The organism is Cellulomonas sp. APG4 (assembly GCF_009996735.1).
In the GTDB taxonomy this organism is placed as follows: domain Bacteria; phylum Actinomycetota; class Actinomycetes; order Actinomycetales; family Cellulomonadaceae; genus Actinotalea.
In genome coordinates this window covers 400,508-419,152 of the sequence record NZ_JAACYI010000001.1, presented here as the reverse complement: position 1 = coordinate 419,152, position 18,645 = coordinate 400,508, and the positions used below count along the sequence as shown (strand labels likewise).

At 74.2% G+C, this 18,645-nt stretch carries 20 protein-coding genes and 4 tRNA genes; 14 read left to right on the top strand and 10 right to left on the bottom strand.

Features of this window, described 5'->3' with window-relative positions; genetic code table 11:
- Window positions 1-56: 56 nt before the first annotated feature.
- Window positions 57-971, top strand: a complete 915-nt coding sequence (gene htpX, locus GXB85_RS01980; protein ID WP_161915928.1) for a zinc metalloprotease HtpX — start codon at window positions 57-59, stop codon at window positions 969-971.
- A gap of 16 nt (window positions 972-987) precedes the next feature.
- Here htpX and GXB85_RS01975 read toward each other — a convergent pair whose 3' ends face one another.
- The gene (locus GXB85_RS01975; RefSeq protein ID WP_161915927.1) at window positions 988-1,479 is read right to left on the bottom strand and encodes a YajQ family cyclic di-GMP-binding protein; all 492 of its coding nucleotides are present in this window, start codon (window positions 1,477-1,479) and stop codon (window positions 988-990) included.
- Between the two features lie 122 nt (window positions 1,480-1,601).
- Between GXB85_RS01975 and GXB85_RS01970 the strand changes: the two genes are divergently transcribed.
- From GXB85_RS01970 to GXB85_RS01945, 6 genes are all read left to right on the top strand, one after another.
- Window positions 1,602-1,686 (top strand) — tRNA-Tyr (locus tag GXB85_RS01970).
- A 129-nt stretch (window positions 1,687-1,815) separates the two neighbouring features.
- Window positions 1,816-1,888: transfer RNA gene (locus GXB85_RS01965), tRNA-Thr, on the top strand.
- Between the two features lie 59 nt (window positions 1,889-1,947).
- Window positions 1,948-2,024, top strand: a tRNA-Met gene (locus tag GXB85_RS01960).
- 83 nt (window positions 2,025-2,107) lie between these two features.
- Window positions 2,108-2,278 carry a 50S ribosomal protein L33 gene (gene rpmG, locus GXB85_RS01955; protein WP_161915926.1) on the top strand — a complete coding sequence of 57 codons (171 nt, stop codon included), beginning with the start codon at window positions 2,108-2,110 and terminating at the stop codon, window positions 2,276-2,278.
- 38 nt (window positions 2,279-2,316) lie between these two features.
- On the top strand, window positions 2,317-2,769 hold the full coding sequence (locus tag GXB85_RS01950) for a MaoC family dehydratase N-terminal domain-containing protein (RefSeq protein WP_161915925.1): 453 nt from the start codon (window positions 2,317-2,319) through the stop codon (window positions 2,767-2,769).
- Window positions 2,766-3,188, top strand: coding sequence for a MaoC family dehydratase (locus GXB85_RS01945; protein WP_161915924.1), 423 nt, complete (start codon window positions 2,766-2,768; stop codon window positions 3,186-3,188). Before GXB85_RS01950 ends, GXB85_RS01945 begins: the two co-directional genes overlap by 4 nt.
- A 28-nt stretch (window positions 3,189-3,216) precedes the next feature.
- Here GXB85_RS01945 and GXB85_RS01940 read toward each other — a convergent pair whose 3' ends face one another.
- The gene (locus tag GXB85_RS01940; RefSeq protein WP_161915923.1) at window positions 3,217-4,290 is read right to left on the bottom strand and encodes a LacI family DNA-binding transcriptional regulator; all 1,074 of its coding nucleotides are present in this window, start codon (window positions 4,288-4,290) and stop codon (window positions 3,217-3,219) included.
- 233 nt (window positions 4,291-4,523) lie between these two features.
- On the opposite strand from GXB85_RS01940, the gene GXB85_RS01935 reads away from it, so the two are divergent.
- From GXB85_RS01935 to GXB85_RS01925, 3 genes are read left to right on the top strand one after another with little or no spacing between them, the layout of a single operon-like run.
- The gene (locus GXB85_RS01935; RefSeq protein ID WP_202627414.1) at window positions 4,524-5,981 is read left to right on the top strand and encodes an MFS transporter; all 1,458 of its coding nucleotides are present in this window, start codon (window positions 4,524-4,526) and stop codon (window positions 5,979-5,981) included.
- Window positions 5,978-7,204: an MFS transporter gene (locus GXB85_RS01930; protein ID WP_161915922.1), complete on the top strand. Its 1,227-nt coding sequence runs from the start codon at window positions 5,978-5,980 to the stop codon at window positions 7,202-7,204. Before GXB85_RS01935 ends, GXB85_RS01930 begins: the two co-directional genes overlap by 4 nt.
- A 9-nt stretch (window positions 7,205-7,213) precedes the next feature.
- Window positions 7,214-8,353: a UDP-N-acetylmuramate dehydrogenase gene (locus GXB85_RS01925; RefSeq protein WP_161915921.1), complete on the top strand. Its 1,140-nt coding sequence runs from the start codon at window positions 7,214-7,216 to the stop codon at window positions 8,351-8,353.
- 22 nt (window positions 8,354-8,375) lie between these two features.
- On the opposite strand, the gene GXB85_RS01920 is transcribed toward GXB85_RS01925, so the two are convergent.
- Genes GXB85_RS01920 through GXB85_RS01910 form a run of 3 tightly spaced genes read right to left on the bottom strand, consistent with a single transcriptional unit; the run spans window position 8,376 to window position 10,825 of the window.
- Complete coding sequence (locus GXB85_RS01920; RefSeq protein ID WP_161915920.1) at window positions 8,376-8,747, bottom strand: GntR family transcriptional regulator; 372 nt, start codon at window positions 8,745-8,747, stop codon at window positions 8,376-8,378.
- The gene (locus tag GXB85_RS01915; RefSeq protein WP_161915919.1) at window positions 8,744-9,742 is read right to left on the bottom strand and encodes a hypothetical protein; all 999 of its coding nucleotides are present in this window, start codon (window positions 9,740-9,742) and stop codon (window positions 8,744-8,746) included. Before GXB85_RS01915 ends, GXB85_RS01920 begins: the two co-directional genes overlap by 4 nt.
- Before the next feature lie 57 nt (window positions 9,743-9,799).
- Window positions 9,800-10,825 (bottom strand): adenosine deaminase, encoded by a 1,026-nt coding sequence (locus tag GXB85_RS01910; protein ID WP_161915918.1) that lies wholly within the window; start codon window positions 10,823-10,825, stop codon window positions 9,800-9,802.
- A gap of 72 nt (window positions 10,826-10,897) precedes the next feature.
- On the opposite strand from GXB85_RS01910, the gene GXB85_RS01905 reads away from it, so the two are divergent.
- Window positions 10,898-12,124, top strand: a complete 1,227-nt coding sequence (locus GXB85_RS01905) for a phosphotransferase (RefSeq protein ID WP_161915917.1) — start codon at window positions 10,898-10,900, stop codon at window positions 12,122-12,124.
- Between the two features lie 12 nt (window positions 12,125-12,136).
- Here GXB85_RS01905 and GXB85_RS01900 read toward each other — a convergent pair whose 3' ends face one another.
- The 5 genes from GXB85_RS01900 to GXB85_RS01880 form a co-directional block, all read right to left on the bottom strand.
- Window positions 12,137-12,769: a response regulator transcription factor gene (locus GXB85_RS01900; protein WP_161915916.1), complete on the bottom strand. Its 633-nt coding sequence runs from the start codon at window positions 12,767-12,769 to the stop codon at window positions 12,137-12,139.
- Window positions 12,766-14,067, bottom strand: coding sequence for a sensor histidine kinase (locus GXB85_RS01895; RefSeq protein ID WP_161915915.1), 1,302 nt, complete (start codon window positions 14,065-14,067; stop codon window positions 12,766-12,768). Before GXB85_RS01895 ends, GXB85_RS01900 begins: the two co-directional genes overlap by 4 nt.
- Complete coding sequence (locus GXB85_RS01890; protein ID WP_161915914.1) at window positions 14,054-14,920, bottom strand: ABC transporter permease; 867 nt, start codon at window positions 14,918-14,920, stop codon at window positions 14,054-14,056. The genes GXB85_RS01895 and GXB85_RS01890 overlap by 14 nt, the downstream gene beginning before the upstream one ends.
- Entirely contained in the window at window positions 14,917-15,801 is an 885-nt protein-coding gene (locus GXB85_RS01885) for an ABC transporter ATP-binding protein (protein WP_161915913.1), read from the bottom strand. Before GXB85_RS01885 ends, GXB85_RS01890 begins: the two co-directional genes overlap by 4 nt.
- An 85-nt stretch (window positions 15,802-15,886) precedes the next feature.
- Window positions 15,887-17,125, bottom strand: coding sequence for a pyridoxal phosphate-dependent aminotransferase (locus GXB85_RS01880; protein ID WP_161915912.1), 1,239 nt, complete (start codon window positions 17,123-17,125; stop codon window positions 15,887-15,889).
- 194 nt (window positions 17,126-17,319) lie between these two features.
- Between GXB85_RS01880 and GXB85_RS01875 the strand changes: the two genes are divergently transcribed.
- The 3 genes from GXB85_RS01875 to nusG all read left to right on the top strand — a co-directional run bounded on the left by GXB85_RS01875 (window position 17,320) and on the right by nusG (window position 18,633).
- Window positions 17,320-17,392, top strand: a tRNA-Trp gene (locus tag GXB85_RS01875).
- Window positions 17,393-17,504: 112 nt separating this feature from the next.
- On the top strand, window positions 17,505-17,780 hold the full coding sequence (gene secE / locus GXB85_RS01870; protein WP_161915911.1) for a preprotein translocase subunit SecE: 276 nt from the start codon (window positions 17,505-17,507) through the stop codon (window positions 17,778-17,780).
- A gap of 64 nt (window positions 17,781-17,844) precedes the next feature.
- Window positions 17,845-18,633 (top strand): transcription termination/antitermination protein NusG, encoded by a 789-nt coding sequence (gene nusG, locus GXB85_RS01865; RefSeq protein WP_161915910.1) that lies wholly within the window; start codon window positions 17,845-17,847, stop codon window positions 18,631-18,633.
- The last annotated feature ends 12 nt before the right edge of the window (window positions 18,634-18,645 follow it).

The window sequence follows — 18,645 nt, the reverse complement described above, 5'->3', positions numbered from 1 at the left end:
AACGCGCCGCGCCCCGTCGGCGTTCTCCGGATGACACTCGTCAAGGAGGCACACACGTGAGTGGTCGGCGGCACTTCAACGGGCTCAAGACGGCGGCGCTCTTCGGTGTGCTCTGGGCCGTGCTGCTCGGCATGGGCGCACTGATCGACGGCGGCTCGTACATCTTCGTGTTCGCCGCCGTGGGCCTGCTCATGACCGCGTACAGCTACTGGAACTCGGACAAGATCGCCATCAAGGCGATGCGCGCCTACCCGGTGAGCGAGCTCGAGGCACCCGAGATGTACCGCATCGTGCGTGAGCTCTCGACCGCGGCCCGCCAGCCCATGCCGCGGCTGTACATCTCGCCCACGGCGGCCCCGAACGCGTTCGCGACCGGGCGCAACCCCAAGAACGCCGCCGTGTGCTGCACCGAGGGGATCCTGCGGATCCTCGACGAGCGCGAGCTGCGCGGCGTCCTCGGCCACGAGCTGATGCACGTCTACAACCGGGACATCCTGACGTCGTCCATCGCCGCCGCGGTGGCGGGCGTGATCACGTCGGTCGCGCAGTTCCTCATGTTCTTCGGGGGTGGGCGGGACCGCGGCGGCAACCCGCTCGCGATGCTCGCGATGGCGTTCCTCGCCCCGGTCGCCGCGATGCTCATCCAGCTCGCGATCAGCCGCACGCGCGAGTACGACGCCGACGAGGACGGTGCGCGGCTCACGGGCGACCCGATGGCGCTCGCGTCCGCGCTCGCCAAGCTCGAGAAGGGCACGTCCCGCGCCCCGTTGCCCGCGAACCGTGACCTCGTCGACGTCTCGCACCTGATGATCGCCAACCCGTTCAAGGGCAGCGGCATGGCGAAGCTGTTCGCGACGCACCCGCCGATGGCGGAGCGGATCAAGCGCCTCGAGGCCATGGCAGGTCACGGCGGCCCCGCGCAGCGCCCGGGCGACCTGCGGGGCCCGGACGGCTTCCGCCCGTTCCTCTGAGGCCCGACGACGTCCGTCAGCGGTAGTTGACGAACTGGAGCGCGACGTCGAGGTCGGCGCCCTTGAGCAGCGCGATGACGGACTGGAGGTCGTCGCGGCTCTTGGCCGAGACGCGCAGCTCGTCCCCGGTGATCTGCGTCTTGACTCCCTTGGGGCCCTCGTCGCGCACGATCTTGCCGATCTTCTTGGCGTCCTCGCTGCTCAGGCCCTCCTTGATCGTCGCGACCAGGCGGTACTCCTTGCCCGAGGCCACGGGGTCGCCCGTGTCGATCGCCTTGAGCGAGATCCCGCGGCGGATGAGCTTGGTCTGGAACACGTCGAGCACCGCCTTGACCCGTTCCTCCGAGTTCGCGGTCATCACGATCGACTCGCCGCTCCACGCGATCGAGGCGCCGACGTTCTTGAAGTCGTACCGCTGGGCGACCTCCTTCGCCGCCTGGTTGAGGGCGTTGTCGACCTCCTGGCGGTCGACCTTGCTGACGACGTCGAACGAGGACTCCGAGGCCATGTGCTCCTCCTGGGTCGGGCGGATCCGTGCGCGTGTGCGGGAAGGGCCCGCAGACTTGCTATCCTTCCATCCGCACCTGGTCCGGGTCGCGCCGCCCTCGGCGGTCACCCGGTCGGGACCCTGGCAGGTTGCCCGAGCGGCCAAAGGGAGCTGACTGTAAATCAGCCGCGTCATGCTACGGGGGTTCGAATCCCTCACCTGCCACCACGTGAGCGCCTCGCGCCGGCCCCGCCGGAGCGGGGCGCTCCGTCGTCCGGGGCGCATCGTGCGGGAGTGCCCACCGGCCCCGGGACGATTTCGCGGACGGCCAGTGGCGCGTGTAGCCTTGCTCGCGCTGCCCCGATAGCTCAGTCGGCAGAGCGTCTCCATGGTAAGGAGAAGGTCAAGGGTTCGATTCCCTTTCGGGGCTCTGTTGGTGCCTGGACACCGGTCGTGACGTCCGCGTCGCGACCGCCGGGCATCAGTTGTGGCGGGGTAGCTCAGGTGGTTAGAGCACACGACTCATAATCGTGGTGTCGCGGGTTCGAGTCCCGCCCTCGCTACCAATGACGACGCGCGACGGCCGGGCCCGGTCGCGTGCACACGACGAGGACATGCGCCGCCAGCGGCGTGAGAGGTGGCAGGAACCGTGGCCAGCAAGAGTCAGGACGTCCGTCCGAAGATCACGCTCGCGTGCGTCGAGTGCAAGGAGCGGAACTACATCACGAAGAAGAACCGGCGCAACGACCCGGATCGTCTCGAGATGAAGAAGTTCTGCCCGCGCGACGGCCGCCACACGCTGCACCGCGAGACCCGCTGACCGTCGACCCCACGGTCGACGCGCGCCCCTGACGAACGATGGGCCTGAACCCCTCGTACGCCGGACGCACCTATCCCGCCACGGCGCCCTACGCCGTCGGGCGGGAGCACGTGCGCGACTTCGCTCGCGCCGTGCAGGCGACGCACCCGGCCCACCGCGACCCGGAGGCCGCGCGCGCGCTGGGCTACGCCGACGTCGTGGCTCCGCCCACGTTCGCGGTGGTGGTCGCCCAGCGCGCCGAGGCACAGCTGATCGAGGACCCGGAGGCGGGGATCGACTTCAGCCGCGTGGTCCACGCCGACGAGCGCTTCACGCACCACCGGCCCGTGGTGGCCGGTGACGAGCTGGTCACCGAGCTGCACGTGGACCAGGTGGTCGAGCGCGCGGGCCTCGCCATGGTGACGACGCGCTGCGAGATCGCCGACGCCGACGGCGCGCCCGTCGCGACGGTCGTCTCGACGCTCGCCGTCCGCGGGGAGGCGAGCTCATGAGCCGCCCGGACCTCGCGGCGCTCGAGGTCGGCGCCGAGGTCGCGTCGCGCACCGTGCAGGTGACCCGTCAGGATCTTGTTCGCTACGCCGGTGCGAGCGGCGACCTCAACCCGATCCACTGGAACGAGCGGTTCGCGAGGGAGGTCGGCCTCCCGGGCGTGATCGCGCACGGCATGCTCACCATGGGTCTCGCGGTCGACGTCGTGACTGCCTGGGCCGGTGACCCGGGCGCGGTCGTCGACTACGGGGTCCGCTTCACGCGTCCCGTGCCCGTCCCGGACCCGGGCTCCGCCGAGCTCCTGCTGACCGCCACGGTGGGCGTGATCGACACCGAGGCGCGCACCGTCCGGGTCGACCTGACCGTCACGCACGAGGGCGCGCGCGTGCTCGGCCGTGCCCAGGCGGTCGTCCGGCTCTAGGGCGATCCTGCCGGGCTCCTGCCGGGTGTCAGGCGCGGGGCGGGCCCGTCGTGGTCCCTGGCCGCAGCTCAACCGCGAGCATCCGCGGCTCGAGCTCCTCGCCCGCGAGCAGACGACCGACGGCCTCGCCGAGGGCCTGGCCCTTGGCCGCGAGGGGTTGGGCCACCGTGGTGAGGACGTCGGGCGCGAGCCACGGCAGGTCGAGGCCGTCGAAGCCCGCGACCGAGACGTCCTCGGGCACACGGAGGCCGAGCTCGCGCGCGGCGAGCAGCACGCCGGCCGCGAGGAGGTCGGACTGCGCGACCACGGCCGTCGGGGGCTCGTCGACGTCGAGCAGCAGGCGCCCGGCCGCCTTCCCCTCCTCGACGAGGGACGCCGCGGCCTCGACGGTCACGACGGGCTCCACCCCGGCGTCGGCGAAGCCTTCGAGGCGGTTGCGCGTGGGCGTCCAGTCGAGCTCTCGCATCCGTGCCGCGTCGACGACGGCGTTGCGGCGCTCGCCGCCGAAGGGCAGCGTGACGCACGCGAGGCGGGAGTGACCGAGCGACACGAGGTAGCGGACGAGCTCGGCCGAGCCGCGGCGGTCCTCGATCCCCACCACGGGCACCCCGGGCAGCTGCGGTCCCTCGCCGATGACCACGGGCACCCCGCGCCGTTGCAGGGCGCTGAGCGCGGGGTCGCTCTCGCGGGCCCCCCAGATCAGGATCGCCACGTCCATCGGCGCGCTCTCGAGCAGCGGGTCCACGGTCACGGAACCGTCGGGTGACGGCATGCCCGGGACGAGCAGCACGCCGAGGCCCATCTGGCCGAGCGTGCTGACGAGGCCGTCGAGCACCTGGACGGACACCGGGTCCCGGAAGCTGCGTCGGAGCTGGTCGCCGATCACGACGGCGACGATCCCGGAGCGTCCGCTGCGCAGCGAGCGGCCGAGGGGGTTGGGGCCCGAGTACCCGAGGGTCGCGGCCGCGGCGTGGACCTTGGCGCGGGTCTCCTCGGCGATCGGCCCGGCGCCCGAGAATGCGAGCGACGCGGTCGAGACGGACACCCCGGCCGCGCCGGCCACGTCGGCCAGGGTGGGCCGGCTCTGCCCGCTGTGTCCCATGTCACCTGCCCGCTCGGAGAATCGTGTTTGACGGTGCGTCAGCCTATCGGCACACTGGTGGGACCACCCTCGAATCGTTTCGAAGCGCCCGACCGGCCCGCGAGCCCGTCGGCGCGCCCCGGACGCGGCGCGGGTGTCACGGTCGCCGTCGAGCGACCCGGCCCGACGACGTGCCCCACCCCCGGGCCCGCCGTCCCTCCGGCCGGGCCGCCCTGCTCCTGAGAACGGTCGTCATGCCTGCCATCCGCCCCGCGCGCGCCGCCGGGTTCGTCCCCGCCCCCGAGGTGCTGCGCGCGCGTCGTCTGCTCCTCGGCCTCTACGGGCTCCTGGGGGTGACCGTGGCGAGCTGGCTCTCGCGCCTCCCCTCGGTGCGGGACGCCCTCGACCTGTCGACGGGTGCGCTCGGCACGGTGCTGCTCGTGGGTGCCGTGGGCTCGCTGCTCACGGTGCTCGTCGCGGGGCAGCTCGTCGAGCGCTTCGGCAGCCGCCGCGTGCTCCTCGCCGCTGCCGTGCTGTTCTCGGCCGCGAACGTGCTGCTCGGGCTCGGGCCGACGCTCGGGTCGGTCGGTGTCCTGGTGCTCGGCGTCGCCGGCATGAGCGCCTCCTTCGCCCTCGGCAACGTCCCGATGAACGTCGAGACCGCGGTGATCGAGCGCCGCATGCGCCGCACCGTGGTGCCCCAGTTCCACGCGGCGTTCTCGATCGGTTCCGTGGCGGGTTCGGGCCTCGGGGCGCTTGCCGCCTGGGCCGACGTGCCGCTCCTCGTGCACTTCACGGCGATCAGCCTGCTCACCCTCGTCTGGCGGTTCCGGGCCGTCCCGGGCGCGGTCCTGCCCGTCGACGTGCCGGTCGCCGCTGCGCGGACCGACGACGCCGGGCCGCGGCGGCGTGGCGCCCGGATGCGCACCTCGCTCGGGGCCTGGCGCGAGCGCCGCACGCTGCTCGTCGGCGTCGTCGTCATGACGGCCGCGCTCTCGGAGGGCTCGGCCAACAGCTGGCTCGCGATCGGCGTGGTCGACGGCTTCGCGCAGACGGAGGCCGTGGCCGCCGTCTGCTTCGGCGTCTTCGTCGCCTCGATGACGGCGTCGCGCGTGCTCGGCACGCGGCTCATCGACAGGTTCGGCCCGGTGCCGGTGCTCGGCACCTCGGGCGTGGTCTCGCTCGTGGGGCTGCTGCTGTTCGGCCTCGCGCCGTCGCTGCCGCTCGCGGTGCTGGGCGTCGTCGGCTGGGGTCTCGGCGCCGGGCTCGCGGTGCCGATCGGCATGGTCGCGGTGTCGGAGGACCCGCTGCGCGCCGCCGGGCGCGTCGCGGTCGTCTCGGCGTTCGCGTCGGTGTCCTCGATCGCCGCCCCGCCGCTCCTGGGTCTCGCGGCCGAGGCGATGGGTGTGCGCCACGCCCTGCTGCTGATCGGCGTGGGCATGGTCGTCATGACCCTGCTCGCCGGTCAGGTGCGCCCGACGGGCGAACGTGCGTCCGCGGTCGCCGTCGTCGGGCCCGCGCCCGACGACGCTCCTGCCGGCGACGGCGCGCACACCCCCGCCGTCGTCGTGCCGTCGGCCGACGAGCTGCTCGACGTCGCCGAGCTCACCGCGCCGGCTGTCGCGCCGGTCGCCGTGCCCGAGACCGTCGGCGATCTCGCCCCTGTGGGTGCCGAGAGCGGGCGTTCCCGCGTGACGAGCGGAGTGGCATGACCACCGTGCGCAACCGCGCGGCCGAGCAGGCGTCCGTCGCCGTCTTCGTCGTGTTCCTGCTCGCCGGCTTCAACTTCTCGGGGTGGGCCGCGCGCCTGCCCGCGGTGCGTGACGCGCTGGGCTTCAGCCCCAACCAGATGGGTCTGATGCTGCTGGTCGCGGCCATGGGTTCGCTGGTCGCCCTCCCGCTCTCGGGTCTCGTGGTGCAGCGCCTCGGCGCCCGGCGCACGGTCGAGACCGCCGGCGCGCTCAACGTCGTGGGCCTCCTCGTCGCCTCGATCGGCGTGGCGACGGGTTCGGTGGTGCTCGTGGGTGGGGGGCTCATCGCCTACGGCGTCGGCACCGGGGTGTGGGACGCCGCGATGAACCTCGAGGGCGCCGCCGTCGAGCAGGTCCTCAACCGGTCGATCATGCCGAGGTACCACGCGGGCTTCTCGTTCGGCACCATGGCCGGTGCCGGCGTGGGTGCGGTCGCGGCCGCCCTCGAGGTGCCCGTCCTGACCCATCTGGGCGTGGTGCTGGCCCTGAGCATCACCGCGCTGCTGTGGTTCACACGCCGGTTCCTGCCCGAGGGCACGCACGCGGTCGAGGACCCCGACGACGGCGCGCCCCGGACCAGCGTGTTCCGTGCATGGGGCGAGCGTCGCACCCTGCTCATCGGGCTCGTCGTGCTCGCCGCTGCGCTGACCGAGGGCGCGGCCAACGACTGGGTGAGTCTCGCGGTCGTCGACGGCTTCCGCACCTCCGACGCCCTCGGCGCGGTCTCCTTCGCCGTGTTCGTCACGGCGATGACAGGCATGCGGCTGCTCGGCACCGCGCTGCTCGACCGCTGGGGCCGGGTGCCCGTGCTGCGGGCCGCCGGCGCGCTGTCGCTGGTCGGCCTGCTCGTCTTCGGCCTCGGCCCGAACCTGCCCGTCGCGCTCGTCGGTGTGGTCGCGTGGGGCCTCGGCGCCGCGCTGGGCTTCCCCGTGGGCATGAGTGCCGCGGCCGACGACCCACGCCGTGCGCCCGCGCGGGTCGCCGTCGTCTCGACCATCGGGTACAGCGCCTTCCTCGCCGGCCCTCCGCTGCTCGGCCTGCTCGCCGAGCACGTCGGCTACCGCGAGGCCCTGCTCGCGATCACCGTGCCCGTCGTCGCGGGACTCGTCGTCGCGGGGGCCGCGCGGCCCCTCGCGGGCACGGTCGCGCTCGGCACGGCTCGCGACGAGGTGCATGCGAACTAGCCTGGGCGGGTGACCACCGCGACCGAGCCGACCGCTCCCGCCCTCGCCACGTTGACGACCCTGCGCACGGGCGGCCCCGCGGGCCGCTACGTCGAGGTCGGCACGGCCGACGAGCTCGTGGCCGTCGTCCGCGCTGCGGACGAGGCCGGCGAGCCGTTGCTCGTGCTGGGCGGCGGCTCCAACCTCGTCGTCGCCGACGACGGCTTCCCGGGCGTCGTCGTGCGTGACGTGCGCCGCGCGATCGCCGTCGACGAGGCCGACGCGTGCGGCGGCGCGAGCGTGACGGTCGCGGCAGGTACCCCGTGGGGCGACGTCGTCGACCGGGCGGTCGCCGAGGGCTGGGTGGGCGTGGAGGCGCTCGCGGGCATCCCGGGGTCGACGGGTGCGACGCCCGTGCAGAACGTCGGCGCGTACGGCCAGGAGGTGTCGGGTGTCGTCGCGACGGTCCGCGTCTGGGACCGCGCGGAGTCGCGTCACCGTGTGCTCGCGCTCGGCGAGCTCGGGTTCGGGTACCGGACGTCCGTGCTCAAGCACTCGCTCCGCGACCCCGACGGCAGGCCCTCGCGGTGGGCCCCGAGCCCGCGCTACGTGGTCCTCGAGGTGGGCTTCCAGCTGCGGCTCGGGACGCTGTCCGCGCCGGTCGGGTACGGCGAGCTCGCGCGCCGGCTCGACGTCGAGATCGGCGCGCGGGCACCGCTCGCGGACGTGCGTGCCGCGGTGCTCGAGCTCCGCGCGGCCAAGGGCATGGTGCTCGACGAGCGCGACCCGGACACGTGGAGCGCCGGCTCGTTCTTCACCAACCCGGTGCTCCCGGCCGACGTCGCCGACGCGCTGCCCGCCGAGGCCCCCCGCTACCCCGTGCGGTCCGCCCGGCCCGAACGGACGACCGGTCCGAGCCTCGGCGAGGTCGATCCGACGCTGGTGAAGACGAGCGCGGCGTGGCTGATCGACCGTGCGGGCTTCGGCAAGGGCTTCGGGCTTCCGGGGCCGGTCTCGCTGTCGACCAAGCACAGCCTCGCGCTCACCAACCGCGGCCAGGGCACCACGGCGGACCTGCTCACGCTGGCGCGCACGGTGCGGGACGGCGTGCGCGAGACCTTCGGTGTCGAGCTCGAGCCCGAGCCCGTGCTGGTGGGCGTGCGGCTGTAGGGCCTGGTCGGCGAGGCCGGACTCAGCGGCGTTCGCCCAGCAGTGCCCCCCGCACCAGGTCCAGAACGCCGTCGTCGTCGAGGCCGGCCGCGCGTGCCGTCGCCACGAGGGCGGCCGCGGCGTCCCGCAGGGGGTCGGCTGCTCCCGTCGCGCCCACGGCGACCACCGTCCCCGTCCGGCGACGGGTCGTCACCACACCGGCGTGCTCGAGCTCGCGGTAGGCGCGGGCCACCGTGCCGGCGGCCACACCCAGGTCGCTCGCGAGCGTGCGGATGGTCGGCAGCCGGTCGCCCGGGTGCAGGCGTCCGGCACTCACGTGCGCCACGACCTGAAGGCGGATCTGCTCGTACGGCGGCACCCCGGACGACAGGTCGACCTCGACCTGCAGGCTCATCTCGCGGGGCCGACCGCGCGGTCGGGCGCGCCGTGGGGTGGGGGAGCACCGGGTGGCAGGGCGGTGCGCGGTCCGGCCGCGGCGTCCGGGCCCGGCGCGGGCAGTGCCGCGAGCACGAGGGTCGCGAGCAGCGCTCCGACGGCGAGTGTCATGAGGCCCGTCCCGAGCGCGACGTGCACCGGGCTGCTGCTCCCCGGGGCGCCCGCGCTCGACCCGACGTTGCGCAGGGCGGTCCCCGCGACGAGCGTGACGCCGGCCGTCGTCAGGCCGAGCACGAGCTGGGCGCCCCGCAGCAGCCGGTGCGCTGAGAGGCGGCGGAGGGCGAGGTCCCAGGTGGGTTCCGCGTCACTCACGGAGGCGCGGCGGGTGACGAGACGCAGGGTCCCCTCGGCCGAGAGCAGCACGACGGCGGTCGCCACGAGCAGCGGGAGCGCGTAGAACCAGCCCGGGAACGGTCCCGCCGCGCTGCTGCCGTCCTCGAACGAGCGCGCGACGCTGCGGCCGTCGTCGGCGGCCGTGAGGCCGCAGGCGAGCAGCAGGGTGCCGAGCAGGGCGCCCCATGACCAGAGCGCTCGGCGCAGCGCCGCCGGCGCGACGTCGGCGGCGCTCCGGGGTACGAGGCCGGCGCGGCGCACGGTCCCTGTGGGGCGCGGCCACGTCAGCTCACCGATCGCCTGCACGGCGGCGAGCGAGAGGCCGGCGGCGGCGGGGACCAGGCCGAACGCGAGTCCCTGACCGAGGCTGAGCGGCGTATGTGCGACGACGGCCGCGCCGCCGAGCAGGGTGATCGCCAGGGCGACCCAGGCGAGCGTGCTGACCGCGGTCGCGTGCCGGTGTGCCGCGCGGGCCGCCGCGGTGGGCGCGGGGGCGACCGGGCCGCGCACGAGCCGCACGACCACCCAGACGACCGCCGCGAGGGGCAGCACCAGGACGGGAAGCACGACGAGGGTCCACAGCACGTCGTACCACGCGGGGACGAGCAGACCCACGGACATCGCGACTCCTTCATTGTGTCGGTTCATTGACACAATGACAGCCCCGAGGGTCGTGGGTCAACCGGCCGGCGTCTCCAGCCACGCGTCGATGCCCGCGAGCAGCCGCGCCCGGGTGCCGGGTGTTGCCCGTGAGGCGCGCACCGAGCCGCGCGCGAGCTCGGCGAGGGCGTGGTCGTCGAGGCCGTGGACCTCGCGCGCGGTGCGGTACTGGGCCCCGAGGCGGCTGCCGAACAGCAGCGGGTCGTCGGCACCCAGCGCGACCGTGGCCCCTGCGTCGAGCAGCCGCGCGAGGGGCACGTGCGCGTGCTCGCGGAACACGCCGAGCGACACGTTCGAGGCGGGGCAGAGCTCGAGCGCGACGCCGCGGTCGACCACCGTCCGGAGCACGTCGGGGTCCTCGACCGCGCGCACGCCGTGGCCCAGCCGGTCGGGGGCGAGGTGATCGAGCACCACGCGCACGTGGTCCGCCCCGAGCAGCTCCCCGCCGTGCGGCACGGACGCCAGTCCGGCGCGCCGTGCGATCCGGAACGCGTGCGCCCACTCCTCGGTGCGGCCGCGGCGCTCGTCGTTGCTCAGGCCGAAGCCGGCCACCTCTCCGGCACCATCGCCGGCGTACCGCGCGGCCAGGCGCGCGAGGGTGCGGGCCTCGAGCGGATGACGCACGCGCGACGACGCGACGACGACGGCGACCTCGACCCCCGTGCGGGCGCTCGCCCCACGGGCCTCGTCGAGCACGATCTCGAGCGCGGGCGTGAGACCACCCACGAACGGCGCGTACGAGGTGGGGTCCACCTGGATCTCGAGCCGGCCTGAGCCCTCGGTCGCGTCGTCCTCGGCTGCCTCGGCGACGATGCGCCGCATCGCGGCCTCCGAACGCACGCACGCGCGTGCCGCGTCGTACAGCCGCTGGAAGCGGAACCAGCCGCGGTCCCCGGCGGGCAGGTCGAGCGGATCGCCGTCGAGCAGCGCCGCCGGTAGACGCACACCCCGCTCCTCGGCCATCTCCGCCAGGGTCTGCACCCGCATCGAGCCCGTGAAGTGCAGGTGGAGGTGGGCCTTGGGCAGGCTCGCCAGGTCGCGCACGCCGAGAGTCTGCCAGCCCGTCGCGTACCGCGCTCCCGTCGGGCGCCCTCGGCCGTGGGTGACACTGGTGCGATGGCGGCACCGTGCTCCCGTCACGCGCGTGACGACCTCGAGCTCCTGGGCGGTGACGGCGCTGCGGGGAGGGTTGCCGCTGCGCTCGCCGGTACGGCGGCCGTCGCCCGGTGCCGACTGCACGAGACGCACCTGCGCCCCGGCGTCGGTGCGACGGCGGGCTACGTCGTCACGTGGTCCGCGCGCGGTCGGGAGTGGGACGACTACGTCCTGGCCACGACCTGCCCCGTGGCCGAGGGTGCGGTGGCCGAGCGGGTGCGGCTCGGCGACCGCGAGGTGCGGGCGTGGCGGCACCCGGCGGACCCTGCGCTGCCCGGTCTCGTGCGTGCGTGCGACGTCGGCGTGGCGGGGCGGATGGCGGCGGTCGCCGAGCCCGGTCTCGAGCTGGTGACCTACCGTCCGCTGCGGCGCGCGGTGGTCCGGGTGACCGGGCGTCCGGCCGGTGGCAAGGTCTCCGTCGCCGGCCGTTCGACCACCTACCTGAAGGTGGTGCGCCCCGAGATCGCCGCAGGCGTCCTCGCCCGTCACGCGCTGCTGGCCTCCGGGGGCGTACCCGTCGCACCGGCGCGCCTGCTGCCCGACGGCGTACTCGCCCTGGCCGAGCTACCGGGCGTGCGGCTCACCGACGCCCTCGTGGGGCAGGGCACGCGTGCCCTGCCCCCGGCGGCGGTCCTCGACGTCCTCGACGCGCTTCCTCGGAGCCTGCTCGACCTGCCACCGCGCGGCATCGCGGTCGAGGACACGACGGTTCATGCGGTGGCGGCCGCGGCGATGCTCCCCGAGCACGCCCCACGGCTCGTGCGACTCGCGCATGACGTCACGGCGCTCGTCGCGGGCACCGACCCGGGCCCCGTGGTCCCCGTGCACGGCGACCTGCACGACGCCAACCTGCTCGTCGACGGCGGACGCGTGGTCGGCGTCCTCGACGTCGACGCCGCCGGGCCGGGTCACCGCGTCGACGACCTGGCCCGGCTGCTCGCGCACCTGAGCGTCCTGGCCAACCTCGACCCGGTCGCGCACCGCTGGGCCCCCGAGGTCGTCCGACGGTGGGCCCGTGCCTTCGCCGAGGTCGTGGACGCTGCGGCGCTCGCAGCCCGTGCGGCGGCGGTCGCGCTGAGCCTGGTCGCGGGTGCCCCGGGGCGCGGACCTGGCGGCGGCGCCACCGCCAGGATCGACGTCGTCGACGCGTGGCGCCGCTGTGCCCTCGCCCGCCTCGGGCGGAGCTGAGGTCGCGTGCGCTCAGCCGCCGTGGTCGGCCCGCAGCAGGCCTCGGCGCACCGCGACCATCACCGCGTGCGCGCGGTCGTCGACGCCGAGCTTGGCGAAGACCCGCAGCAGGTGGGTCTTGACGGTCGCCTCCGTGATGAACAGCTCGGCACCCACCTGCGCGTTGCTCAGCCCGCGCGCGACGGCGCCCAGCACCTCGAGCTCGCGTTCGGTGAGCCGGTCGTGCGGCCCGCGCACCTGCGAGACGAGTCGTCGCGCGACGGACGGCGCCAGGACGGTCTCCCCGCGTGCGGCGGCACGCACGCCGTCGAGCAGGGCCTCACGGGTCGTGTCCTTGAGCAGGTACCCGGTCGCCCCGGCCTCCACGGCGCGCAGGATGTCCGCGTCGGTCTCGTACGTGGTCAGCACGACCACGTGGGCCGTCGGGACGGCCGCCAGTACCTCGCCCGTCGCCGCGACCCCGTCCGTCCCGGGCATGCGCAGGTCCATCAGCACCACGTCCGGGCGCAGCTCGCGCGCGAGCGCTGTCGCGGCCGCGCCGTCGGCCGCCTCGCCCACGACGTCGAGGTCGTCGGCGTCGGCGAGCAGCCCGACGATGCCTGCGCGCACCACGGGGTGGTCGTCGACCACGAGCAGCCGGATCATGCGGCGCCTCCTGGCGGCGCGGTGGCGCCGTCCGGGGGTGCGGTGGACGGCCTGGTCGGCACCAGGACCCGCACCCGGGTGCCGTCGGGGGAGCTCGTGACGTCGAGCTCGCCGCCCCCGGAGGTCACGCGTTCACGCATGCCCTGAAGCCCCAGGCCCGCGGTGGTCGACGGGTCGAAGCCACGACCGTCGTCGACCACCTCGAGCGCGACGGCGTGCGTGGGTGACGTCGAGACGTCGTCGCCCTCGGTGCCCTGGCCCCGTGTCTGGTCGCCACCGTCGAGGACGAGGCGCACGTGTGCCGCTGCCGCGTGGCGCCGCACGTTCGACAGCGCCTCCTGCGCGGCCCGGAGCAGGATCACCTCGGCGTCGCGGTCCAGGCCGGGCAGCTCGGCCGCGAGGACGACGTCGACCTCGACCCCCGTCTCGCGCTCGAACCGCCCGGCGAGACGCCCGAGCGCCTCGGTCAGACCGCCGGACTGCAGCTCCACGGGTGAGAAGGCCGCGACCAGCGCCCGCGCCTCGGCGAGGTTGTCGCGTGCGGTGCGCTCGATGAGGGCGAGCCTCTCCTCGGCCCGCTCCGCCGCACCCCTGCGCACGTCGGCGGCGGTCGCCTGCGCGAGCATCACCACGCTGGTGAACCCCTGGGCGAGCGTGTCGTGGATCTCGCGCGCCAGGCGCTCACGCTCGGCCGCGACCCCCGCGGCGTGGTGCGATCGTCCCAGCTCGGCCTGCGTGGCCTCGAGCTCCTCCAGCAGCTGGGCGCGCAGCTCGCCCTGCTCGGCGACCTGGGTGACCCACAGGCCGAGCAGCACCGCGAACGCGAGCGCGATCGACACCTGGGCCATCGCCGCGGGCGCCTCGGCCCACCCCAGACCCTCCCGGACCACGGTCGCCACGACGACGCCGGCCGAGAGCACCACCGACCACAGCACCCCCCGAGTCCGGCTCTGGGCGAAGTACCAGACCTGGCTGTACGCGATGAACAGCACGAGCGTGCCGGTCGCGCTCGACCAGACGACGAGGCCGACGGCGACCACGAGGAGGGCGAGGTAGGCGGTGATCAGGTCGTCGCGCGCCGTCCTGGCAGCGCGCCGCCCGACGGCGACGTACGCGGCCGTGAGCGCACCGAGCGTCGCGAGGCCCACGACGAGGCGGCCGTGGCGTAGGCCGGTGTCCGTGAGCAGCGCCACGGCGCCGATCGCGGTCAGCAGGTAGAACGCGACGTCCCAGCCCCGCAGGGTGCGGGCGCGGAACTCCGCACGCCCGTCGAGGGGTGGGCCGTCAGCCGTCGTCACGTCGCCGCCAGCGGAACGTGCGCACACCCACGACAAGTCCGACGACGAGGTACGCCACGAGCACCGCGGCCGTCGCCCCGTGCTGCCACGACCCGGACGGCTCGAGGGCCGCGGCGGCGTCGGGCAGGAACACCGAGCGCATGCCCTGCGCCATCCACTTGAGCGGGAACAGCGACGCCACCTGCTGCATCCATGCCGGGAGGTCGCCGAACGTGAAGAACACCCCCGAGATGAACTGCAGGACGATCGCGACCGGGATCACCACGGCCGAGGCGCTGCGGCCGCTGCGGGGGATCGAGGAGAACGCGACGCCGCAGATGGCGCCCGAACCCGTGCCGAGCGCGAAGACCCACGCGAACGTCCACCAGCGTCCCGGGTCGTCGGGCAGGGTCACGTCGAACAGCACCGCCCCCACCGCGAGGAGGAGCGCGGTCTGGACCACGCAGGTCACGAGCATCGAGCCGACCTTGCCGAGGAAGTAGGCCGAGGCCGGCATGGGGGTCGCCCGCAGGCGCTTGAGGCGCCCCTCGTCTCGCTCGACGGAGATCGAGATCGCGAGGTTCTGGAAGCTCGACAGGAGCACGCCGGTGGCGACCATGCCGGGCAGGAAGTACTGCGCGAACGGCACGCCCTCACCCGGGCCGACCCGAGCCCCGTCCTGGCCGAACACCGTCGCGAAGATCGCGAGCATGATGATCGGGTAGGCGAACACGAACACGACGGCGTCGCGCTCGCGGAAGAACTCGCGGATCTCGAGGGAGGTGCGCGCGAGCCCCAGCCGCAGCGCGGACGGCAGGGTGGCTGTGGCGGGTCGCCGGGTGGTCGCGGCGGCCGGGCGGGTGGCGGTGCTCATCGGGAGACCTCCTCGAGGTCGATGTCGGCGCCCTGCTCGCCGATCAGGGAGAGGTACACGTCCTCGAGCGTGGGTCGGCGGACCTCGAGCCCGGGGACCTCGCCGCCGTCGGGCGCCAGTGCGGCGGCGAGGCGGGCGACGAGAGCGGTCGGCGCCTCGGTGACCTCCTCGCGGGGGCCTTCCGGGGTCTGCCAGCGCACGAGCGCGTGCCGCGAGGCGCGGCCCCCGAGCCGCGCCGGCGCGTCCATGGCCACGACGCGACCGTCGCGCACCACCGCGCAGCGGTCGGCCAGGTGCTCGGCCTCGTCGAGGTAGTGCGTGGTCAGGAGGATCGTGGTGCCCTCGTCGCGCAGCCCGGCCACGAGGTCCCAGAACGAGCGTCTCGCCTCGGGGTCGAACCCCGTGGTCGGCTCGTCGAGGAAGAGGAGCTCGGGGCGCCCCACGATGCCGAGCGCGACGTCGAGCCGGCGTCGCTGCCCGCCCGAGAGCTGGCGGGTGCGGGTGCGGGCCTTCTCGGTCAGGCCGACGGCGGCGATGACCTCGTCCGCGTCGCGGGCCCCCGGGTAGTACCGCGCGAAGTGGTGCACGAGCTCGTGCACGCTGAGCTCCGCGTGGTCGTCGACGTCCTGGAGGACCACGCCGATCCGGCTCCGCCATGCGCGACCGGCCCGCTGCGGGTCCTCGCCGAGCACGCTCACCTCGCCGGCGTCGCGCCGCCGGAACCCCTCGAGGATCTCCACGGTGGTCGTCTTCCCCGCCCCGTTGGGGCCGAGGACCGCGAAGATCTCGCCCTGTTCGACCTCGAGGTCGAGGCCGTCGACGGCGCGCTTGGGACCGTAGTGCTTGTGCAGGCCCGTCACCCGGACCGCGAGTGTGCTCATGACCAGAGCCTCCCGCGGATCGCCGTCCGGGCGCGAGGACCTCCCGGAGGGTTCAGGCGTCCACCGGACGGTGGACCCCCGAGCGCTACTCGGCCTCGCCGAGCAGGTCCTGGATGCGGCGCACGCCCTCGACGAGGTCGTCGTCGCCCAGGGCGTAGGAGAGTCGCAGGAACCCGCTGGGACCGAAGGCCTCACCCGGCACGACGGCGACCTCGACCTCGTCGAGGATCAGCGCGGCGAGCTCGGCCGACGTCGTCGGGGTGCGCCCACGGATCGAGCGGCCGAGGAGCCCCTCCACGCTCGGGTAGGCGTAGAACGCACCGGTGGGTGTGGGGACGTGCACCCCCGGGATCGCTGACAGCATCTCGACCATGCGCCGACGTCGTCGGTCGAACGCGGTACGCATCTCGTGGACGGCCGAGAGGTCGCCCGTGAGGGCCGCGATCGCGGCGCGCTGGGAGACGTTCGCGACGTTCGAGGTGAGGTGGGACTGCAGGTTCGTCGCCGCCTTGGTGACGTCGGCCGGCGAGATCATCCAGCCCACGCGCCACCCGGTCATCGCGTAGGTCTTGGCCACACCGTTGAGCACGATCGTCGTGTCCGCGAGCTCGGGCACCGCACGCACGACCGGCGTGAACTCGGCGTCGTCGTAGAGCAGGTGCTCGTAGATCTCGTCGGTGATCACCCAGATGCCGTGCTCGAGCGCCCAACGTCCGATCTCCTCGGTCTGCGCGGCCGAGTACACCGCGCCCGTGGGGTTCGACGGCGAGCAGAAGAGCAGCACCTTGGTGCGGTCCGTCCGTGCGGCCTCGAGCTGGTCGACGGTCACGAGGTAGCCCTGCTCGGCGCCGGCGAACACCTCGACAGGCGTGCCGCCCGCGAGCCGGATCGCCTCGGGGTAGGTGGTCCAGTACGGAGCCGGCAGGAGGACCTCGTCGCCCGGGTCCACGATCGTCGCGAACGCCTGGTACACGGCCTGCTTGCCACCGTTGGTCACGAGCACCTGGCCCGGCGCGACCTCGTACCCCGAGTCGCGCAGCGTCTTGGCGGCGATCGCCTCGCGCAGCGCGGGCAGGCCCGCGGCGGGGGTGTACCGGTGGTTGGCCGGCTCGCGGCACGCGGCGACGGCGGCCTCGACCACGTAGCCCGGCGTGGGGAAGTCGGGCTCGCCCGCGCCGAAGCCGATGACGGGGCGGCCGGCGGCCTTGAGGGCCTTGGCGCGCGCGTCGACGGCGAGCGTCGCGGACTCGGCGATGGAACCCACGCGGGCGGAGACCCGGCGGCGCGCGGGACGGGCGGCTGCGGAGGAGGGCGTCTCGGTCACCCGTTCATACTGGCAGAGGGCGGGCCGCCGGGTCGGGGCGGAACCGTCCCGCGGACGCCCTGTTCGACCCGGCGCCCGTGACCACGTACACTCGACCGCTGGTGGTTGACGTCCGCCATGATGTGCCGTGCCCGCGCCCGCACCTGACCGGGTTCGCGTGGAGCGGTACCGGAAGTGGACGTCGGCCCCGGTGAAGGGCAGTGGCGCAATTGGTAGCGCACCGGTCTCCAAAACCGGCGGTTGCGAGTTCGAGTCTCGCCTGCCCTGCGTGCACCGACCCGGGTCCTGGACCCGGGGGCGGCTCGCGGCCTCTCCGGGCGCGGACGCCTGACCGAGGCCGCGAGGGCGGCCGGCACGGACGAGACGTAGGGACGAACTTGTGAGCGAATCCGCACGGGCTGCGGCCTCCGGCGCCGAGGGCGCCGGCAGCGCGCGACCGGGCCGGGACGACGATGCGCGTCGCGGCGTCTTCGCGCGCATCGCGCTCTTCGTCCGCCAGGTCGTCGCGGAGCTCAAGAAGGTCGTGCGGCCCACCCGCTCCGAGCTCATGACCTACACCACGGTCGTGCTCGTCTTCGTCGCGGTGGTCATGGCCTTCGTCACCGTGCTCGACCTGGGCATCGGCACGCTCGTGGGCTGGGTGTTCGGGGGCTGAGCCCCGACACGCGTCCCTCGCCCGCACCGCAGTCCGCACAGTCATCAGAAAGCAGGTTCACCCCGTGTCGCAGGACTCCCTGGAGCCGACCGAGCAGGAGCCGACGGACGTCATCGACGCCGACGAGGCCACGCAGAGCGGCGGTGCCGACGAGGTCGCGCCCGCAGGCGCGGACCCCGCCGGGGAGGACGTCGCGCCCGAGGGCGACGCGACGTCGGCCCCGGCGACCGAGCAGCCCGTCGACGACGAGGACGAGGACGTCGACCCGGTCGACGCCTTCAAGGCGGAGCTCCGCCGGCAGCCTGGCGACTGGTACGTCATCCACTCCTACGCGGGCTACGAGAACCGCGTGAAGGCCAACCTCGAGAACCGGACGCAGAGCCTCAACATGGAGGACTACATCTTCCAGGTCGAGGTGCCGATGGAGGAGGTCACCGAGATCAAGAACGCGCAGCGCAAGGTCGTGCGGCGCGTGCGTGTCCCGGGATACGTCCTGGTGCGGATGGACCTGACGGACGAGTCGTGGGGCGCGGTCCGCCACACGCCGGGCGTCACGGGCTTCGTGGGCCACACCCACCAGCCTGTGCCCCTCACGCTCGACGAGGTCTTCTCGATGCTCGCGCCGACCCTCGCCCCGGCGGCGGAGAAGGCGACGACCAAGGCGGCCGCGCCGCAGATCGCCGTCGACTTCACCGTCGGCGAGTCGGTCACCGTGACCGACGGGCCCTTCGACACGCTGCCGGCGACGATCTCCGAGATCAACGCCGAGGCGCAGAAGCTCAAGGTGCTCGTCTCGATCTTCGGCCGGGAGACCCCGGTCGAGCTGTCGTTCAACCAGGTCGCCAAGATCTGACGAACCCGCGAG